The 17,149-nt window shown below is 58.3% G+C and carries 15 protein-coding genes and 1 other RNA gene; 5 read left to right on the top strand and 11 right to left on the bottom strand.

All coding sequences use genetic code 11. The features are described 5' to 3' along the window. Positions 1-75: 75 nt before the first annotated feature. The 6 genes from Q669_RS16275 to Q669_RS16250 all read right to left on the bottom strand — a co-directional run bounded on the left by Q669_RS16275 (position 76) and on the right by Q669_RS16250 (position 6,488). Positions 76-1,341: a DUF3426 domain-containing protein gene (locus Q669_RS16275; protein WP_022993099.1), complete on the bottom strand. Its 1,266-nt coding sequence runs from the start codon at positions 1,339-1,341 to the stop codon at positions 76-78. A gap of 73 nt (positions 1,342-1,414) precedes the next feature. Next, positions 1,415-2,311, bottom strand: coding sequence for a 50S ribosomal protein L11 methyltransferase (gene prmA / locus Q669_RS16270; protein ID WP_022993098.1), 897 nt, complete (start codon positions 2,309-2,311; stop codon positions 1,415-1,417). Positions 2,312-2,313: 2 nt separating this feature from the next. Further along, positions 2,314-3,660, bottom strand: coding sequence for an acetyl-CoA carboxylase biotin carboxylase subunit (accC, locus tag Q669_RS16265; protein WP_011786857.1), 1,347 nt, complete (start codon positions 3,658-3,660; stop codon positions 2,314-2,316). A gap of 18 nt (positions 3,661-3,678) precedes the next feature. Then, positions 3,679-4,146, bottom strand: a complete 468-nt coding sequence (gene accB / locus Q669_RS16260) for an acetyl-CoA carboxylase biotin carboxyl carrier protein (protein ID WP_022993097.1) — start codon at positions 4,144-4,146, stop codon at positions 3,679-3,681. Positions 4,147-4,172: 26 nt separating this feature from the next. Then, the gene (gene aroQ, locus Q669_RS16255) at positions 4,173-4,613 is read right to left on the bottom strand and encodes a type II 3-dehydroquinate dehydratase (RefSeq protein ID WP_011786855.1); all 441 of its coding nucleotides are present in this window, start codon (positions 4,611-4,613) and stop codon (positions 4,173-4,175) included. 255 nt (positions 4,614-4,868) lie between these two features. After that, the gene (locus tag Q669_RS16250; protein WP_022993096.1) at positions 4,869-6,488 is read right to left on the bottom strand and encodes a diguanylate cyclase; all 1,620 of its coding nucleotides are present in this window, start codon (positions 6,486-6,488) and stop codon (positions 4,869-4,871) included. A gap of 213 nt (positions 6,489-6,701) precedes the next feature. Here Q669_RS16250 and Q669_RS16245 point away from each other — a divergent pair, with 213 nt between their 5' ends. Then, a complete protein-coding gene (locus tag Q669_RS16245; protein ID WP_022993095.1) occupies positions 6,702-8,693 on the top strand; it encodes an EAL domain-containing protein in 1,992 nt (663 codons plus the stop codon). A gap of 22 nt (positions 8,694-8,715) precedes the next feature. Continuing rightward, a complete protein-coding gene (locus tag Q669_RS16240; RefSeq protein WP_011786852.1) occupies positions 8,716-9,768 on the top strand; it encodes a DUF2333 family protein in 1,053 nt (350 codons plus the stop codon). 87 nt (positions 9,769-9,855) lie between these two features. Here the strand turns inward: Q669_RS16240 and ppa are convergent, their stop codons facing one another. From ppa to rpiA, 3 genes are all read right to left on the bottom strand, one after another. Further along, positions 9,856-10,383 (bottom strand): inorganic diphosphatase, encoded by a 528-nt coding sequence (ppa, locus tag Q669_RS16235; RefSeq protein WP_014422707.1) that lies wholly within the window; start codon positions 10,381-10,383, stop codon positions 9,856-9,858. Positions 10,384-10,480: 97 nt separating this feature from the next. Continuing rightward, a complete protein-coding gene (locus tag Q669_RS16230) occupies positions 10,481-11,620 on the bottom strand; it encodes an acyl-CoA dehydrogenase family protein (RefSeq protein ID WP_022993094.1) in 1,140 nt (379 codons plus the stop codon). A 146-nt stretch (positions 11,621-11,766) separates the two neighbouring features. Further along, on the bottom strand, positions 11,767-12,444 hold the full coding sequence (gene rpiA, locus Q669_RS16225) for a ribose-5-phosphate isomerase RpiA (protein ID WP_011786849.1): 678 nt from the start codon (positions 12,442-12,444) through the stop codon (positions 11,767-11,769). A gap of 134 nt (positions 12,445-12,578) precedes the next feature. On the opposite strand from rpiA, the gene ilvA reads away from it, so the two are divergent. Both ilvA and Q669_RS19760 read left to right on the top strand, forming a co-directional pair. Then, positions 12,579-14,114 carry a threonine ammonia-lyase, biosynthetic gene (gene ilvA / locus Q669_RS16220; protein ID WP_022993093.1) on the top strand — a complete coding sequence of 512 codons (1,536 nt, stop codon included), beginning with the start codon at positions 12,579-12,581 and terminating at the stop codon, positions 14,112-14,114. Positions 14,115-14,264: 150 nt separating this feature from the next. Continuing rightward, positions 14,265-14,429 carry a hypothetical protein gene (locus Q669_RS19760; protein ID WP_022993092.1) on the top strand — a complete coding sequence of 55 codons (165 nt, stop codon included), beginning with the start codon at positions 14,265-14,267 and terminating at the stop codon, positions 14,427-14,429. Here the strand turns inward: Q669_RS19760 and Q669_RS16215 are convergent. Next, on the bottom strand, positions 14,411-15,046 hold the full coding sequence (locus Q669_RS16215) for a 5-formyltetrahydrofolate cyclo-ligase (protein WP_022993091.1): 636 nt from the start codon (positions 15,044-15,046) through the stop codon (positions 14,411-14,413). The two genes, Q669_RS19760 and Q669_RS16215, sit on opposite strands and share 19 nt — an antisense overlap. 118 nt (positions 15,047-15,164) lie before the next feature. Between Q669_RS16215 and Q669_RS16210 the strand changes: the two genes are divergently transcribed. Beyond that, a complete protein-coding gene (locus tag Q669_RS16210) occupies positions 15,165-16,949 on the top strand; it encodes a tetratricopeptide repeat protein (protein ID WP_081699752.1) in 1,785 nt (594 codons plus the stop codon). Between the two features lie 7 nt (positions 16,950-16,956). Here the strand turns inward: Q669_RS16210 and ssrS are convergent. Then, positions 16,957-17,137, bottom strand: a non-coding RNA gene (gene ssrS, locus Q669_RS19440) — 6S RNA. Positions 17,138-17,149 lie beyond the last annotated feature (12 nt).

Raw genomic sequence — 17,149 nt, 5'->3', positions numbered from 1 at the left:
AAAATTGATTATTTTTCGCGCTTTCTGGTTGACTTTTGCGCTGTCAACTGTCGGCTCGAAGGCTATTGATTCGCATCAAGGCGCCCAGGGACGAAAGCTCAGGTTGTAGTTGACGGCATCCCGTCCGGGGTCGCGTATCCGGATGGCGATCCGCACCGGCGTCTCTACCGGCATGCTGGCAAGTTCTGCGGCCTCACCGGCCAGGTACTCTTCTGGCGTAAAGGTGCTTTGGGCCACCACATCGCCATTGAGGTTGGAGAAGGTCAGAGCTATCGCCGGGAACGGCTGCTCAAAGCCGGCGCGGTTGAGAATCACGGCATCGACAATGAGTTGATCCCGGTTCTCCGGGTCGGTACGCACCACCAGTTTACGGCTCTGGATAGCCTCGACATTCACCAGGGGTTTGAGTTCGCATCCGGCAATCTCGCAGCCCTTCTCGTAGAACGGTCGGAGCTGGGGGATGGCAGAAAGCCGGTCAAACTGGTACCAGGTAACCTGGGCAATCAGTACGCCCAGCAGGGCCAGCACCGCCAGTGTCCAGAATACGGTTCTGAGCCGGCCTCTGCCGTTACCGACGGATACAGGATCCCGTCGCAGGTCATGGTAGAGGGTGTCTGGCGCCGCTTGCTTGCGAGTGCGGCTGACAATCGGGTCGCCCACGCGATCGTCATCCGCCAGGCTGAGGTCCGTGATATCCGGTTCCGTGGACGGCTCCGCTGAAGTGGCCTCGTTGGCGGGCAGGGTTGTTTCATTGGACTCGCTGTCCTCACGGCGCAGCGGCTCCGGCCGTGTTTCGGCAGCAGGGGGCGTCTGAAGCGATGCCTGTTCCGGTTCGGGCTGCGGCGGGGCAGGACGCTGAGGCTTCGCTGATTCTGGCTGAGCCGATGGCTTCGCGGGCTCGTCGTCGTTGAGCATGGCCTCGGCCCAGCTCTCGTCGATATTCTGGTTTTCCGGCGTCAGGTCGTCGTCGCTGAAGCCGGATTCCTCGGGCTCGTCGAAATTGCGGAAGCTGTCGCTGAGCTCATCATCTGAGAACGTCAGTTTGCTGCCGGCATAGCGGCCTTCGGTGGCATCTTCCTCGGGGTTGTCCGCAAAGATCAGTTCCTCTTCATCGTCGAACCGGCCGGGCCTGGTTGCTCCGGTTTCAGAGCTTGATGATGAGGGCGACGGGCGGGCCCCGGCATTATCTTTGCCAGAGACCACCTGGTGTTCGACCGCATTGAAAATCTTCATGCAGTTCCCGCAGCGTACCTTGCCCCTGGCGACGCTCAGCTGTTCGTCTGTTACCCGGAAACGGGTCTCACAGTTGGGGCATTGGGTCTGCAGGCTGCTCTGGGTCATGCTTCGTTCCTGAAAGCTCGATCTCTGGTCGATCACTACGATGGAGGCAGTTTAGACATAAACGCCTGTGTCGTCATCCGTCCTTGCGCCGTCCTGTGAGGCGTATCCAGTCTTCTTTCTGTTCCGGTTCGTCCATGATGAACCAGGGCTCATAGGCTTCCATCACGTCACGGGCCTGATTGAACAGGATGCCAGACAGTACCAGATCCCCGCCGGGCCTGGTCAGTTCGGCCAGTCTCGGTGCCAGGCCGATCAGCGGCTGGGCAAGGATATTGGCCAACATGATATCGGCTCGGGTGTCCGGATCGTTGCCGGGCAGGTACAAATCCAGGCGGTTATCTTCAACGCCATTCCGGCGGGCGTTGTCACGGCTGGCTTCCAGGGCTTGGGGATCGGTATCCACGCCAACGACATGCTCTGCCCCCAGTAACAGGGCGGCCAGGCCCAGAATGCCGGAACCACAACCGTAGTCGGTCACCTGCTTGCCCGCGACATCCTGGCCGTCAAGCCATTCCAGGCACAGCGCGGTGGTCGGGTGGGTGCCGGTGCCGAAAGCCAGGCCGGGGTCGAGCAACAGGTTGGCGGCGTCCGGGTCTGGCGCCTCGTGCCAGCTGGGCACAATCCACAGGCGTTCACCGAACTGCAGCGGGTGGAAGTCGTCCATCCAGGCCCGCTCCCAGTCCTTGTCTTCCACCAGGGTAACGTCAATGTCGGCCAAAGACTGTTGGGTCTGCTGGTGCCAGGCGTCGCGAATCTCCGCCAGTAACTGTTCGATATTGCGATCAGACTGGAACAGGCCAGTGACGGTGGTCTGGCTCCAGAGGGGGGTGGTGCCCGGGTCGGGCTCGTACAGCGGCTGGTCGGCGGCGTCTTCCATGGAAACGGCATCGGCGCCCATTTCCATTAACAGATCTTCCAGCTGATCCGCAGTGTCCGGATCAGCTGGAATCTGGAGTTGTATCCAGGGCATGGTTAATCCCGCATCAGTTTCTCAAGGTAGTGGATGGTGAAGTCTACCTGTTTAAAGCCACCATCGCGTACCAGTTTTCGATGCAGGGGTTGGTTGGTCTTGATGCCCTCGACCAGCATTTCGTCCAGCGCATTCTTCATGCGCCGGCGGGCGATCTCCCGGTCGTCGCCCCAGGTGATCAGTTTGGCCACCAGGGAATCGTAGTACGGCGGTACGGTGTAGCCGCTGTACAGGTGGGAATCCACGCGGATGCCGTTGCCGCCAGGAGCGTGGAAATGACTGATCTTGCCAGGGCTGGGCACGAAGGTTTTCGGGTCTTCGGCGTTGATCCGGCATTCAATGGCATGGCCGGAAATGTGGATCTGGTCCTGGCTGTATTGCAGTGGCAGACCGCTGGCAATACGCAGCTGCTCGCGCACAATGTCCACACCAGTGACCATCTCAGAGACCGGATGCTCAACCTGTACCCGCGTGTTCATTTCAATGAAGTAGAACTCGCCGTCCTGATACAGGAATTCGAAGGTGCCGGCGCCGACGTAGCCGATTTCCTTGCAGGCATCCACGCAGGCCTTGAGCGTTCGCTCGCGGGATTCCTGGTTGATGTTTGGCGCCGGCGCTTCTTCAATGACCTTCTGGTTGCGGCGCTGCATGGAGCAGTCCCGGTCACCCAGATGGATGACGTTGCCGTGCATGTCGGCCAGAACCTGGACTTCCACGTGGCGTGGGGTTTCCAGGAACTTCTCCAGATACACGGTGGGATCGCCGAAGGCATTCTTGGCTTCGCTCTGGGTGATCTGTACTGCTTTCAGCAGGGCGGCTTCAGAGTGCACCACCTGCATGCCTCGGCCACCACCACCAGAGGCCGCCTTGATCATCACCGGGTAGCCAATCTGCTTCGCCAGCTTGAGGGTGCGTTCGTCGTCGTCCGTCAGCGGGCCGTCGGAGCCGGGAACTGTGGGTACGCCGGCCTTTTTCATGGCTTCGATGGCGGACACCTTGTTACCCATCAGGCGGATGGTCTCTGCCCGGGGGCCGATAAAGCGGAAGCCGCTCTTCTCGACCTGCTCGGCAAAATCGGCATTCTCGGCCAGGAAACCGTAACCCGGGTGGATGCCCACGGAATCGGTCACTTCAGCGGCGCTGATGATGGTCGGAATATTGAGGTAGCTGTCTGTGGCACTGTTCGGGCCAATGCAGACAGATTCGTCGGCAAGGCGAACGTGCATCAGGTCGCGGTCTACCTGGGAATGTACCGCAACCGTTTTGATGCCCAGCTCCTTGCACGCACGGAGAATACGCAGGGCGATTTCACCGCGGTTTGCGATCAGAACTTTCTCTAACATGGCCATGGTTAGCAATCACCGAATTCAGGAAATGACGACCAGGGGCTGGTCAAACTCAACCGGCTGGCCATTTTCGACCAGGATTTCGGTAACGGTACCGGCCTTGTCGGCTTCGATCTGGTTCATCATCTTCATGGCTTCAACAATACAGATCACGTCACCCACGTTAACTTTCTGGCCCACTTCAACAAAGGAGCTGGCGGTGGGGGACGGCGCACGGTAGAAGGTACCAACCATCGGGGATTTCACGGCGTGGCCGGAGAGCGCTGCTGGGGCTGAAGATTCCGCAGCCGGAGCGGCTTCAGCCGCAGGCGCCGGAGCTGGGGCAGCCTGGGGGGCCGGTGCCGCGTAATGGCTGACGTAATGTCCACCGGCGGCGGGCTCGCGACGGCGGGAAATGCGAACCGAATCGTCGCCTTCCTGGATCTCCAGTTCTTCGACGTCTGATTCCTCAAGGAGCTCAATGAGTTTCTTGATTTTGCGAATATCCATAACTGTTCCAGTCCCGTTTCTGTGTTCTATCGGTGAATTCGTTGCAGGGCCGCCTTCAGGGCGAGATCGTAGCCCTGGCTGCCCAGCCCGCAGATAACGCCTTCAGCGATATCTGAAAAATAGGAGTGATGGCGGAAAGGTTCCCGCGCATGCACGTTTGAAAGATGCACTTCGATAAAGGGGATGCCCGACGCCAGCATGGCATCCCGAAGGGCCACGCTGGTGTGGGTGAAGGCGGCGGGGTTGATGATGATGAAATCCACCCCTTCAGCCCTGGCTTCATGCACTCTTTCTATCAATTCGTATTCCGCGTTTGATTGCAGGTGTAGCAGATGATGGCCTTTCTCAGCCGCCTTGCTGCGCAGGCGGTCGTCTATATCGGCCAGGGTCTCGTGGCCATAGACCTCGGGCTCTCGGGTGCCGAGCATATTGAGGTTCGGGCCGTGGAGCACAAGAATGGTCGACATGGTTCTGTCTGCCTTGATGAATTTTGAACAGGATCGCCGAAGATAACGGCACGTTACCCCAATGGTGCGTGCTTGTTATCCCCAGATCAACACTTTTTGACAATCCTGCCGGTTGTCCATTGCTCTGAAAAGGTTACACAGCAACCTGCTGTCACGCGATGACATTTCGTTGATGACAATCATTGTTGATCATGGCGGTGAATGTCGGTATTCGACATTGGTTTCATGGGCCGGGCGATTGCCCGGCCCGGAAGGTCAGGTCTCGGCCAGGGTCACGCAGTTGCGGCCGTGCTCCTTGGACGTATACAGGGCGCGGTCTGCGCGCTCGCACAGGGCCTGGGCGGTTTCACCCTGCCAGTCGGCAATACCGCAACTGAAGGTGACATTGAATTCCCGGTCGCCGGCCTGCTGGGTCAGCTCGGAGAAGCGCTCACGAATTTCGTTGAGGACATTGCGGGCATCGCCCGGGCGGGTGTTCGGCAGGATGATGGCGAACTCTTCTCCACCGTAGCGGCCAATATGATCGGTCTTGCGCAGACGTTGCTTCAGGAACATGGACAGGCTGCGCAGAATCCGGTCGCCAATCGGGTGGCCAAAGGTGTCGTTTACCTTCTTGAAGAAGTCGATATCGATCATGGCAAAGCACATGGGCTGATCTTTCTGGCGCGCACGCACGATTTCCTGCTCCAGCAGGTGCAGGGTGTGGGTGTGATTAAACAGGCCGGTCAGGCTGTCGCGGATCATCAGTGCCAGCAGTGAGCGGGCCCGCCGACCCCGGTTGTGCAGGGTCGCAATCAGGTGCTTGGGATCGATGGGCTTGGTCAGGAAGTCGTCACCGCCCAGGCTCATGGCGTGCAGCTGTTTGCTGACGTCCTCTTCCGCCGACAGGTAAATGATGGGAACACTGTGGAAACGATCCTGCTGGCGGATGACACGGGCAATCTCCATGCCGGTGCAGCCGGGCATGTACATGTCCAGGATGATGATTTCCGGCGAGAACTCCTCCAGGGCATGAATGATTTGCATCGGGTCGGTGATGATGTGAGCGGTCATTCCCGCCTTTTTCAATACCGTTTCCATGTATTTGGCCTGGGCCCGGGAATCGTCCAGGACCAGCACCTTGTAGGGCTCGACAGTGTTGCCGTGGGTATAGGTTTCGATCTTTTCTATCAGTTGGCCGGGGTCCACCGCCGGGTAGAAGAACTCCTCCCCGCCGCAGCGGGAGGCGCGCAGCCGGGTTTCGATGCTGCCGTCCTCGTCGCTGACGAAAATGATGGGAATCGGCGTGTCGTGTTGTTCTTGCAGCTGTTCAACGGTGGCTATGCCGGCATTATCTTTATCTTTGCCGCTGAAGTTCACGTCCATCAGGATGGTTTCCGGTTTACTGAGCGCACAAGCCTCAATCAGGTCTGCCGACGCATTAAAGGCGGAAGCGCGAAAGCCGAAGAATTCCAGTTGCCGGATCAGTCGCGAGGCCATCTCTTCGTTCGACAGGGCGATATAAACCGGCGTTCGACGATACTGCTGGGGCGCGCTGGAGGTGTCCTGGTCGGTGCGACGCTGGGTGGATAGGCGCAGATTCTCGGTGGCATCTTCCAGTGCCTTGGCTTTGGCATCGTCCAGGGGGGTGTCCTGATGCCAGTCGGTCAACAGGGACAGGATCAATTCGCCGGCAGCCGCGTGGCTGTCCATTTCGAAACGCCGGGCATAACGAACGAGTTTGTCGGCTGCGGCAGTCAGATCGTCCCGGTGGGCCGGCGCCTGACTGCGGTCGTCGCGGATTTTCTGCCAGGTATCAAGCACCACCCGGGCCTGGGTGGTGACACGGCGGGCGAAATGCTGCCTGAGTTTCTCTTTCTGGCTTTCGTCGTTCATGGTGCTCCGGCCTGTCTGTCCAATTGTTGATCGCGATATCCGTCTGCGCGAATTTTTGCCATTTATGAGTTATACAGAGGCTTTATGGTCCTTGTGTAGAGTCTATAGTGTTTAATGTTGTGGGCGTAGGTTGCGCTATGTAAATGTTTGTCAACTCTGCGGCCCGGGTCACAGCTAACCTGATACTCGTTTCTCTGATGGAGCCCCGATGTGATGGCAGGGATGCTCGACAACTTTCCTACCCGCAGGCAGCGAGGGGAGATTACCTTGCAGACCCTGCTGTTGCTGTTCGCCGGCACTCTGCTGACACTGACCCTGGTAGTCGCGTTCGTGACCAGTTATGGCTATTTTCGGGACTATGTTGCCGATCAGCTGGCGGCTCATGCCCGCGATGGAGCCACTGCAACCGGGCTTTCGCTGTCCAATGCCATTGACGGCGCTGACCCGATCGCCTCGGCGTCCCTGATCGATGCGGTGTTCGACAGTGGCCGCTATCTGGCGGTTGAGTACCTGGGGCACGATGGCGAGGTGATTGCCGGTCGGCGCATGCCATTGCAGGCTAATCGTGCACCGGAGTGGTTTGTCTCCCTGGCTGCGTTGCCCTTGCCAGAGGCGGAAGCGGAGGTGGTCAGGGGCTGGAGCCGGTTGGGTAAGGTGCGGGTGGTGAGTCATCCCGGGCGGGCCTACGACGACCTCTGGCATATTTCCCTGGGGCTACTGCTATCCGCCCTGGTGATCGCCACTGGTGGCTTGCTGGGGCTGTTTCTGTTACTCCGGAGGACTTTGAGGCCCCTGAAAGAGGTCGAGGCCCAGGCCCGGGCCCTTGGCCAGCGGGATTTCCGGAAGCGAGTGAGTATTCGCTCCACCCGGGAGTTGAACCGGGTGACAGAGGCTATGAACCAGATGGCGGATGACCTGGGTCAGTTGTTTGAGGGGCAGGGCAAGCTTATCCAGCACTTGCGGCGCGTGAACAATGAAGATCCGGTGACGGGGCTGGCGAGCCGCAGCGCCTTTGACCAACGCATGAAGGTGGAAGTGGAATCGGAAGAGAAGTCGGCGCCTGGCGTTCTGATCATGCTGCAGCTGGCCTATTTTGCAGATTATAACCTGGCCTATGGCCGGGACGAGGGGGACCGGTTGTTGCGCCAGGTGGCCGGTGGCATCCGGGCGTTTGTCGCCCGACATGCCGAATCCTTTGCCGGGCGCAGAACCGGTGCAGAATTTGCGGTGTTTGTGCCCGGTGCCTCCGCAGCGGACGTGCGAATCTGGGCCGAGCAGCTGGTGCGGGAGCTGGATGGAATCTACTCGGACCTCTCCGCCCCGATGGACGCTCATGTTCATGCTGGCCTGGCGGTGGCCAGACCCGGTGATGGCATCAGGGTCTTGTTGGCCGCCGCCGATGAAGCTCTCAGGGCAGCCCAGCAAAGGGGGGACTCCTGCAGCCTGCTGCTACCCGATCCCGGTGTTGAGAGCCATCACAATATGGAGACCTGGCGCACGATCATTACCCAGGCGATTCGGGAAGATAAGCTGTCTCTCTGGCTCCAGCCCATGGTGCATGGTGAAAGGCAGACACTGGTCCATTATCAGGTGTTCTCCCGTATTGAGTCTGCAGAAGGGCCGCTGAAAGCCGGTTTGTTTGTACCGATGGCCGAGCGATTGGGGCTGGTGAGCGATATCGACCGTATGCTGCTTACCCGGGCGCTGGAGTGTCTTGAACGCCACCCGGAGCGGCGGCTGGCGGTATCACTGGGTAGTAGTTCGATCGCGTCTGATAGCTTCCGTGACGATCTGCTGACCATGGTTGCCAAGGCCGGGCGCACAGCCGGGCGCTTGTGGGTTGGCATTGCCGAAGTAACCATTCAGCATCACCGCAAAGCCGTCAGCTCTCTGATAAGAGAGTTGTCGCGGCTTGGTGTACCGGTGCTGGTTGACCGGTTCGGAGTGGGCGGGGTGCCGTTCAGTTATCTTAAACGGCTGCCGTTCAGGGCCGTCCGGATTGATCACAGCTTCATCCACAACCTGGATCGTCATGATGAAAACCAGTTCTGGCTGGAGTCGGTTGTCGGTATTGCCCACAGTCGGGGGGTAAAGGTGTACGCTACGGGAGTAGAAACCGCGGCGGAATACTCGGTACTCTGTAGGCTGGGTATTGACGGCGCCATGGGCTACCATCTTGGCAGACCATTTGCCGCAGACACGTAATCAACAGGAGATCAGGAGTCTTATGCCTGGCAAGATCAGACAGTACTTCAGGGACAAGAAAGACGATGTGCAGGATTACACCGGCGGTAGCGGTGTTATTGGCAAGTTGGTGGTTGCCTTGCTGGTGGTGTACCTGCTGATTGCGATGGTTCTGGGTATCTACTGGAGCAGTGAGCCAGATACCTTTTCTGTACGTGATCACACCCGTACGCTGGCAAGCACCATGGATAGGGAGCCGGTGACCGGTTTTGCCACCACCGCCACCATGATCCGCATTGCCGAGACATTGCTGGATAAGCCCGGCGGTTATATTTCCAACGACATCGCGCCTCCCGGTCTTTGGATGGACAATATGCCGAACTGGGAATATGGCGTGCTCGTGCAGTTGCGGGATCTTTCCCGGGCGATGCGCAAGGATATCAGCCGTTCCCAGAGCCAGTCGGCGGAAGACCCGGACCTGACCATTGCCGAACCCCAGTTCCACTTCGACAGTGAAAGCTGGGCCATTCCATCGACCGAGAACGAGTACCGGCGTGGCATCAATGCGCTCAAGCGCTATTTGAATCGCCTGTCTGATCCGGCCCAGGCGGACGCCCAGTTTTTTGCCCGGGCGGATAACCTGAACAACTGGCTGGCGGATCTGGAAACCCGGCTGGGCAGCTTGTCCCGTACGCTCAGCGAGAGCGTGGGCAAGGCGTCGGTGTCGGATGCCGTGGCTAATCTGAATCCGGATGATCCTCTGGCGGAAGAGACCGGTGGCGAGGATGTCAAAACCTCGTGGACCAAAATTGATGATGTCTTTTACGAGGCGCGAGGCAGTGCCTGGGCGTTGCTGCATATTTTCCGGGCGGTGGAAGTGGACTTCCGGAAGGTGTTGCAGGACAAGAACGCCATGGCGAGCGTAAAGCAGATCATTATCGAACTGGAGGGCACCCAGGCTTCCATGTGGAGTCCGGTGATTCTCAATGGCAGTGGTTTCGGTGTGCTGGCCAACCATTCGTTGACCATGGCGGCTTATCTGTCACGGGCGAATGCTGCGATCAGTGATATGCGGGACCTGTTGTCGCGGGGCTGATAAGCGCCGTTGTCTGAGCTTTGGCTCAGGCACAAAAAAGCCGGGCAGTCGTTAGACTTGCCCGGCTTTTTTATGTTCGAAGCGTGATCAGCCCTTGTAGGCGTTGATGGCGTCTTCGATAGCTTTCTTGGCGGCTGCAGCGTTGTCCCAGCCCTGCACTTTCACCCACTTGCCGGGCTCCAGAGTCTTGTAGTTCTCGAAGAAGTGACGGATCTGATCACGCAGCAGTTCCGGCAGGTCTTCGATTTCACGAACGTTGTGGTAGGTCTGGGTCAGCTTGTCGTGGGGCACGGCCACCAGTTTGGCATCACCACCGGCTTCGTCTTCCATGTTCAGTACGCCTACCGGGCGGCAACGAATGACCGAACCAGCCTGCACCGGGTAAGGGGTGACCACCAGGACGTCCAGTGGGTCGCCGTCGTCGGCCAGGGTGTGGGGGATGAAGCCGTAGTTGGCCGGGTAGAACATCGGAGTGGCCATGAAACGGTCAACCAGCAGGGCGCCCATGTCCTTGTCCAGTTCGTACTTGACCGGAGAGCTGTTGGCCGGGATTTCGATGGCAACGTAGATGTCTTCTGGCGGGTTCTTGCCAGCGGGGATGTTGTCGAATTGCATGTGCGATCCTTCCTGGTACGTTAGGGTTCGTTTAACTGCGTTTAAAAAGTGGGCGCAATTATACGGAAGTCTCTTGCCATTCGAAACTAAACCTTGGTCACAGCCTGATCTGTTTGGCAATCAGCTCCTTCATGATTTCCGTGGTGCCGCCGCCAATGGACAGAATCTTGGCATCCCGGTACAGCCGATCCACCACCGACTCCCGCATATACCCCATACCACCAAACAGCTGCACCGCCTCGCGGGTGACTTTTTCGCACACGTCCACGGCGAAGTTCTTGGCCATAGCCACCTGTTTAATGGGGTTTTTGCCGGCCTGCATCAGTGCGGCACAGCGGTAGGTGTATTCCCGGGCGATGTCGATCTGGGTGGCCATGTCAACGAGTTTGTGGCGGGTGACCTGAAAGCCGGCAACGGGGCGGCCGAAGGCCTGGCGTTGTCTGGTGTAATCCAGAGCGGCTTCGTAGGCGATCTGGGCGGTCATGTAGGCCATGATGGACAGGCTCAGGCGTTCAGCCAGGAAGTTGCTCATGATGGCGATAAAACCGGCGTTTTCGGCGCCGATCAGGCGGTCGGCCGGTACCCGGCAGTCCTCGAAGAAGAGTTCTGCGGTGTCGCTGGCCCACCAGCCCATTTTCCGGAGTTTGTTGCCGGTGGTGAAACCTGGTGTGCCTTTGTCGATCAGCAACAGGCTGATGCCGCCGTGGCCTTCGCCCCCGGTGCGCACGGCGACGGTGTAATGGTCGGCGCGGATACCGCTGGTGATGAAGGTTTTGCTACCGTTGACGATGTAGTGGTCGCCGTCTTTTACGGCACGGGTTTTCAGGTTGGCGACGTCGGAGCCGCCACCGGGTTCGGTCACGGCCAGGGCCGCGATTTTGTCGCCGCGCAGGACGGGCGGCACGATCTGTTCCCGAATGTCTTGTTTGGCCCACTTGGCCACCGGCGGCAGGCCGATATCCAGGGAACCGATACTGGCCACGAAGCCGCCAGAGGTGGATCGCATCAGTTCCTCGGAAACTGCGACTTTCATAAAAATATCGCCTTCACCGATGCCGCCCAGAGTTTCAGGGAAGCCGATGCCAAGGAGTCCGGCGTCGCCGGCGAGTTTATAGATTTCACGGGGGAATTCACCGGCCTCTTCCCAGTCGTCAATATGGGGCCGGACGTGGGTCTCGATGAATTTCCGGGCGGTTTGGCGCACCTGTTCATGGGTTTCGTTGAAGTAGTCAGACACGGATTGGCTCCCTGTGTTCTTGTTTTGCGATGAGGTGAGTGTCGCGCAATCCTGGCTACCAAGCAAGCGCTTGGTTTGGGTTTGTTCAGGCAATAAAAAAGCTGGCCCGAATGGCCAGCTTGTCAGGCGGAGTGCCTTACAGGGGGTTATGCACCGCGGGCAATGCTTTTCACCCCGTCACGGGTGCCGAGTAGCAGCAGGTCGGCCGGGCGGCGGGCGAACAGTCCGTTGGTGACCACGCCGACAATGTTATTGAGCTTTTCTTCCACCACCAGCGGGCGGGAGATATCCATGTTGTGGATGTCGATGATGATGTTGCCGTTGTCGGTGACAAAACCATCCCGGTAAACCGGATCGCCCCCGAGTTTTACGATCTCGCGGCCGACATGGCTGCGGGCCATGGGGATAACTTCCACGGGCAGCGGGAATTCTCCCAGGATGCCTACTTGCTTGGACTCATCGGCGATGCAGATAAAGGTCTTGGCGACGGCGGCCACAATCTTTTCCCGGGTCAGGGCACCGCCACCGCCTTTGATCAGCTCCAGGCTCTCGTTGGTTTCGTCGGCACCGTCGACGTAAAACTCGATTTCGTTGACGGCGTTGAGGTCGTATACCGGGATGCCGTGCTTTTTCAGTCGTTCGGCGGTTGCCTCGGAGCTTGCGACGGCGCCGTCGAAGTCGTTGCGGTATTCCGCCAGATAGTCGATGAAAAAGTTGGCGGTGCTGCCGGTGCCCACCCCGACAATGCTGCTCGGTTCCAGGTGAGGGGCGATGTGATCCACTGCAGCTTTGGCAACGGCTTGTTTCAGTTCGTCCTGGGTCATGGGGGGCTCCCGGAGGTTTGCGTTGAATTTGGGCACTATTATACGCCTGCAGCAACTCTGCTTATAGACGGCAAGCGTGCAAACTTTCTACACTGTGGGTTTTTCCTGATCACTCACCAGCAACCGGAACCATCATGCCGCAACGCTATATCAAGAAGATACTCGATGCGCGCGTCTACGACGTGGCCATCGAAACACCCCTGACTGAAGCCCGTAGTCTTTCCAAGCGCTTTGGCAACAATATTATGCTCAAGCGTGAAGACCTTCAGCCGGTGTTTTCCTTCAAGATTCGCGGCGCCTACAACCGGATTGCTCAGCTGTCGGAAGAACAAAAGGCCAAGGGAGTTATCTGCGCCTCCGCTGGCAATCATGCCCAGGGCGTGGCTCTGGCCGCCAAGAAGCTGGGCATCAAAGCCGTTATCGTGATGCCGCAGACGACGCCGGAGATCAAGGTACGCTCAGTTCGCGACCACGGTGCCAGAGTGGTTCTCAAGGGGGATGCTTTTGACGAGGCTGCGGCCCACGCCCAGGAGCTGATCCAGAAACACGGGTACACCTACATCCCGCCCTACGACGACCCGGACGTTATCGCCGGTCAGGGTACCGTGGCCATGGAGATCATGTGGCAGTTCAGCAAGCCGATTCACGCCATCTTTATCTGTGTTGGCGGCGGCGGGCTGATTGCCGGCATGGCCGCTTACATCAAGTACCTGCGCCCGGAAATCAAAGTGATCGGTGTGGAGCCGGAAGACTCCAACTGCCTGCAGGCGGCGATGAAGGCCGGTGAGCGTGTGGTGCTGGATGAGGTGGGCATCTTCGCCGATGGCGTGGCGGTCAAACAGATCGGTAAGTATCCCTGGGAAATCTGCAAGGATCACGTAGATGAAGTGATCACAGTGTCCACGGATGAGATCTGTGCGGCCATCAAGGATGTGTTTGAAGATACTCGTTCCATTGCCGAACCGGCAGGCGCTCTGGGTGTAGCGGGTATCAAGAAGTACATCGCGAGGGAAAAGATCGAGGATGAAAACCTGATTGCCACCCTCAGTGGTGCCAACATGAACTTCGACCGACTGCGCTATGTGTCCGAGCGCACCGAAGTGGGAGAGAAGCGCGAGGCGATTCTGGCGGTAACGATCCCGGAGAAGCCGGGCGCGTTCAAAACGTTCATTAATGCGCTGCACAAGCGTAGCATCACCGAGTTTAATTACCGCTATGCGGATGCTCAGAACGCCACCATTTTCGTGGGAATCCAGATTGCCGCTGGCGGACATGGCCGGGAAGAACTGGTGCAGGATCTTCGGGAAAGTGGGTACTCGGTGGTCGACCTTACCGACAGCGACCTGGCCAAGCAGCATATTCGCCATATGGTCGGGGGCCATGCACCGACGATTACCAATGAAAAGGTGTTCCAGTTTGAATTTCCCGAGCGCCCGGGAGCTTTGCTGAAGTTCCTGATGTCGCTGGGAACGCGCTGGAATATTTCCATGTTCCACTACCGCAATCATGGTGCGGCCTACAGCAGGGTGCTATTGGGCGCGCAGGTTGAGGACAATGAGGTGGCGGACTTTGAGGGCATGCTCGACAAGGTCGGTTTTCGTTATGAAAACATGACTGACAACGGGGCCTATCGGCTGTTTTTGGGAGCAGGCAACGGGCGTTCCACCTGAGGGTGGAACGTTACAACTCTTACATAACGGTAATCTGTCAAAAATTGTAAAAATCAAGTTACGTGTTAGTCTTTCGTCTAATTCTGCGAATCAGTAATAGTTGTCTGATTTTCCTGCCAATTGAATGAAAGAATAACGGGAATCCAAGAAATGGGGAGCAAGCCTGACATCATTCGTGCCATTGTGCTCATCTTTGCTGTCGGCCTTGTGATTACGGGTTTTACGTCCATTCAGGCGTCTGAGGACAAGCGTGCCGACCGCGAAGCATCTGCAGTAGGTTATGTTCTGTCTGCCAATCAGGGCCTGAAACGGTAACAACGCTTATCCGTTACCACACCGTGTAAAGGCACATCCCAGGGCTCAACCGGCAACTGCTCCACGCGCTGAAAATCGTGGGCCAGGCCAACCAGTTTTGGTGCCATGCAGGGCCTGATCCGGCTGAACGCGAAGGTTCGGTCGTAGAAGCCGCCGCCCATACCCAGTCGCCCTCCGGTTTCGTCAAACCCCACCAATGGAAACAGCACCGCATCCAGTGCCCAGGCCGGCTTGCGTCTTGAACGCGGGAACGGGGGTTCTGGAATGCCGAAGCGGTTTGCCGTCAGTTGCACTCCATCATAATAGGGGCTGAAAACCAGCTTGCCCGGGTAGATCGGGTGCAGAATGGGCAGGTAGAACCGGATGCCTTTTTTGCGAGCCAGATCAATATACAGGGACGGGTCAATTTCGCCGTCGTTGGCCAGGTAGATGCCAATGTGGCGTGCCCGGTGCAGGTCGGGGTGCCTCAGCAGGTTAAGGGCGAGACGTTCGGAAGCTTGCCGCTGTTCTTCAAACGACAGGCTTCTCCGTTTCTGGCGAAGAGTTTGGCGGAGCTGGCGGCGTGAGGCCCGATCATTGCCGGCGTCAAACGTCCTTGCTTGATGATGCGGATTCAAGATGGCGATTACCTGCTGCTGCGTCGTGAATTCGGCCTATGTTGTATCACATCAATAACGCCCCGTTAAAATTCTGCTAGTCTGCAGTCCGTTGTTTTTTCAGAGGCTGTATTCTGCCATGGATTTCCCCCGATACGCTCGCCTGTTGCTTCCTGCGGTTTTGATTGTTGCTTTGTCTGGTTGCGCGACCGGATCCCCCGAGGTTTACCAGGTGGGTGTTCGTGCGTTGGCTTCTGCTGAATATTCCGGTGCCCGCCACCATCTCCAGAGTTACCTTGACGGTGAGACCGAGAGTTATGAAAGCAGTCGGGCGCGCTATGAACTGGCTCGCTTGACGTATCTTGGCCTGGGCGGGCCAGCGGATGAGCGGGCAGCTGCCGATTTGCTGGAGCGAGAGCTTCAGAAACCGTTTTCGGTCTACGAGCGCGAAGCGCGGCATTTGTTGGCCGAGATCTATCGGCGAGGGCAGGCAGAGAACCGTGATGTGTCCAGGTCGTTAGTGCTTCTCCGTGCGGCGGACTATCCGCGAGCCTTGATTGATCTCGCGATGATCTATTGGTCCGGGGAGCTGGTCGAGCAGGATCGCAAACAGGCGGTGGCACTGATCCCCGAAATCGGTGAGCTAGATAATGCTTCGAATCTGTTTCATCACCGGGCTCTGGCTGAATACTGCGGCCCCGACACCCGGGACAGGGTACCTGCCTGGGCCTGTCTGGATGAGGAAGGCGAGTTTATTCTCCAGAGTGCAGACGAGGTATGGCGCGCAAGTCGTCCGGACACCGATGCAGGCACCATGCGCTACCTGGCTACATTGTATCCGGCCCTGGTGGATCCCAGTGCGCAACGCCGGGTAGCGTGGTACCGGTATGCCGGAGATAAAGGCAGCGCCCGCGCTCAGTACATGATGGCCCAAATATACGGAGCGCCAGATTCACCTTGGTTTAACCCTGCCGAAGCAGAGCAATGGCTGCAACGGTCGGCCGATCAGAACTACCCGAAAGCATTACTGGCCCGAGGTGTGGTACTGGCTCGCGGACAGCAGCGTTCCGAGGCTGATTATCTTGAGGCGCTGGATCAACTGGAGCGTGCGGCCGACCTGGGCGAGAAAGAGGCGAATCTCTGGCTGGCTCACCTGTATCTGAATCCCGCAGAGGGGCGCTCGAAGCGGGTCGGTCTGGCCGTTGCGCGTCTCGAACAGACAGAACGGGAAGACGATCGGGCCAAGCACTTGCTGGCTGATATCTATCTCTCGAGCCTGCCTGGTATGGCCGAAGAACAGCATCGCCGAGCCTTGGAACTGTTGGAAGGCATGGCTTACCGGGATGCGGAGGCGGCCTACAAACTTGGTGCGATCTACAGTCAGGGGCTGGCCAGTATTCCCCCCAGTCTGGTGGATGCTGTAGGTTGGTTGAGGCGCGCCGCTGATAAGGGCCACCTGCCCGCACAACTGCTTTTGGCGCGAGAGTTGTGGCAGGACGGCCGGGATGAGAGCGCTGCGAAAGCTCGCGAGCGGTTTGTGCTTATGCCGGTTGCCGATGTGCCGGAAAACCTGCGTCAAGCTGTCTCCAATGCGCGCTATCGACAGGCAATGTATTACGCCGGTCAGGCCGAGGTTCATACAGAAGAAATTCGAAAGCTTCTGGAGATGGCGGCGGAGGAGGAGAACATGGCCGCTCTGGCGTACCTCGGGCTGATGTACTACCGGGGTGACCGGGTTGCCGCGGACGATGAGCTGGCCTATCAGTACCTGGAACGCTGGGATTCGCTCTACCAGCAACGAAAGGATCAGGCCAGGTCGGACGACTCAGTGTGGTCTGGACTGTTGTTCGATGAGCGGTTCGGTAACCAGGAGGTTCAGGACGCTCTGCTGCACTTGAGATTCAGGAAGTCGCAATCGCAGTAACGGTGAAAAGCTTCCCGGGCTGCCGTTATCGGATGTAGCCCTTGAACCCAGAAGTTCAAGGTCGGTGGCCGCTGTGACATATTAGGCTTTCCCCCTTGGGGGACATGCTCACAATGCCCTGAAGTAGCCACCTGGGTAATGCGCATCGGCTCGAGGACGTACCCGACCAGCGAACAGCCCAGGAAGTTGGTTCCATTATA

Origin of the sequence: Marinobacter sp. C1S70 (assembly GCF_000475355.1) — a bacterium.
GTDB lineage: Bacteria > Pseudomonadota > Gammaproteobacteria > Pseudomonadales > Oleiphilaceae > Marinobacter > Marinobacter nauticus.
The sequence above is the reverse complement of the archived record's forward strand: the minus strand, read 5'-3'. Positions and strand labels throughout refer to the sequence as shown.

Excerpts from the sequence above, each read along its gene's own strand:
- Q669_RS16275 (WP_022993099.1), bottom strand. The coding sequence starts at position 1,341 with ATGACCCAGAGCAGCCTGCAGACCCAATGCCCCAACTGTGAGACCCGT.
- prmA (WP_022993098.1), bottom strand. The coding sequence starts at position 2,311 with ATGCCCTGGATACAACTCCAGATTCCAGCTGATCCGGACACTGCGGAT.
- accC (WP_011786857.1), bottom strand. The coding sequence starts at position 3,660 with ATGGCCATGTTAGAGAAAGTTCTGATCGCAAACCGCGGTGAAATCGCC.
- accB (WP_022993097.1), bottom strand. The coding sequence starts at position 4,146 with ATGGATATTCGCAAAATCAAGAAACTCATTGAGCTCCTTGAGGAATCA.
- aroQ (WP_011786855.1), bottom strand. The coding sequence starts at position 4,613 with ATGTCGACCATTCTTGTGCTCCACGGCCCGAACCTCAATATGCTCGGC.
- Q669_RS16250 (WP_022993096.1), bottom strand. The coding sequence starts at position 6,488 with ATGAACGACGAAAGCCAGAAAGAGAAACTCAGGCAGCATTTCGCCCGC.
- Q669_RS16245 (WP_022993095.1), top strand. The coding sequence starts at position 6,702 with ATGGCAGGGATGCTCGACAACTTTCCTACCCGCAGGCAGCGAGGGGAG.
- Q669_RS16240 (WP_011786852.1), top strand. The coding sequence starts at position 8,716 with ATGCCTGGCAAGATCAGACAGTACTTCAGGGACAAGAAAGACGATGTG.
- ppa (WP_014422707.1), bottom strand. The coding sequence starts at position 10,383 with ATGCAATTCGACAACATCCCCGCTGGCAAGAACCCGCCAGAAGACATC.
- rpiA (WP_011786849.1), bottom strand. The coding sequence starts at position 12,444 with ATGACCCAGGACGAACTGAAACAAGCCGTTGCCAAAGCTGCAGTGGAT.
- ilvA (WP_022993093.1), top strand. The coding sequence starts at position 12,579 with ATGCCGCAACGCTATATCAAGAAGATACTCGATGCGCGCGTCTACGAC.
- Q669_RS19760 (WP_022993092.1), top strand. The coding sequence starts at position 14,265 with ATGGGGAGCAAGCCTGACATCATTCGTGCCATTGTGCTCATCTTTGCT.
- Q669_RS16210 (WP_081699752.1), top strand. The coding sequence starts at position 15,165 with ATGGATTTCCCCCGATACGCTCGCCTGTTGCTTCCTGCGGTTTTGATT.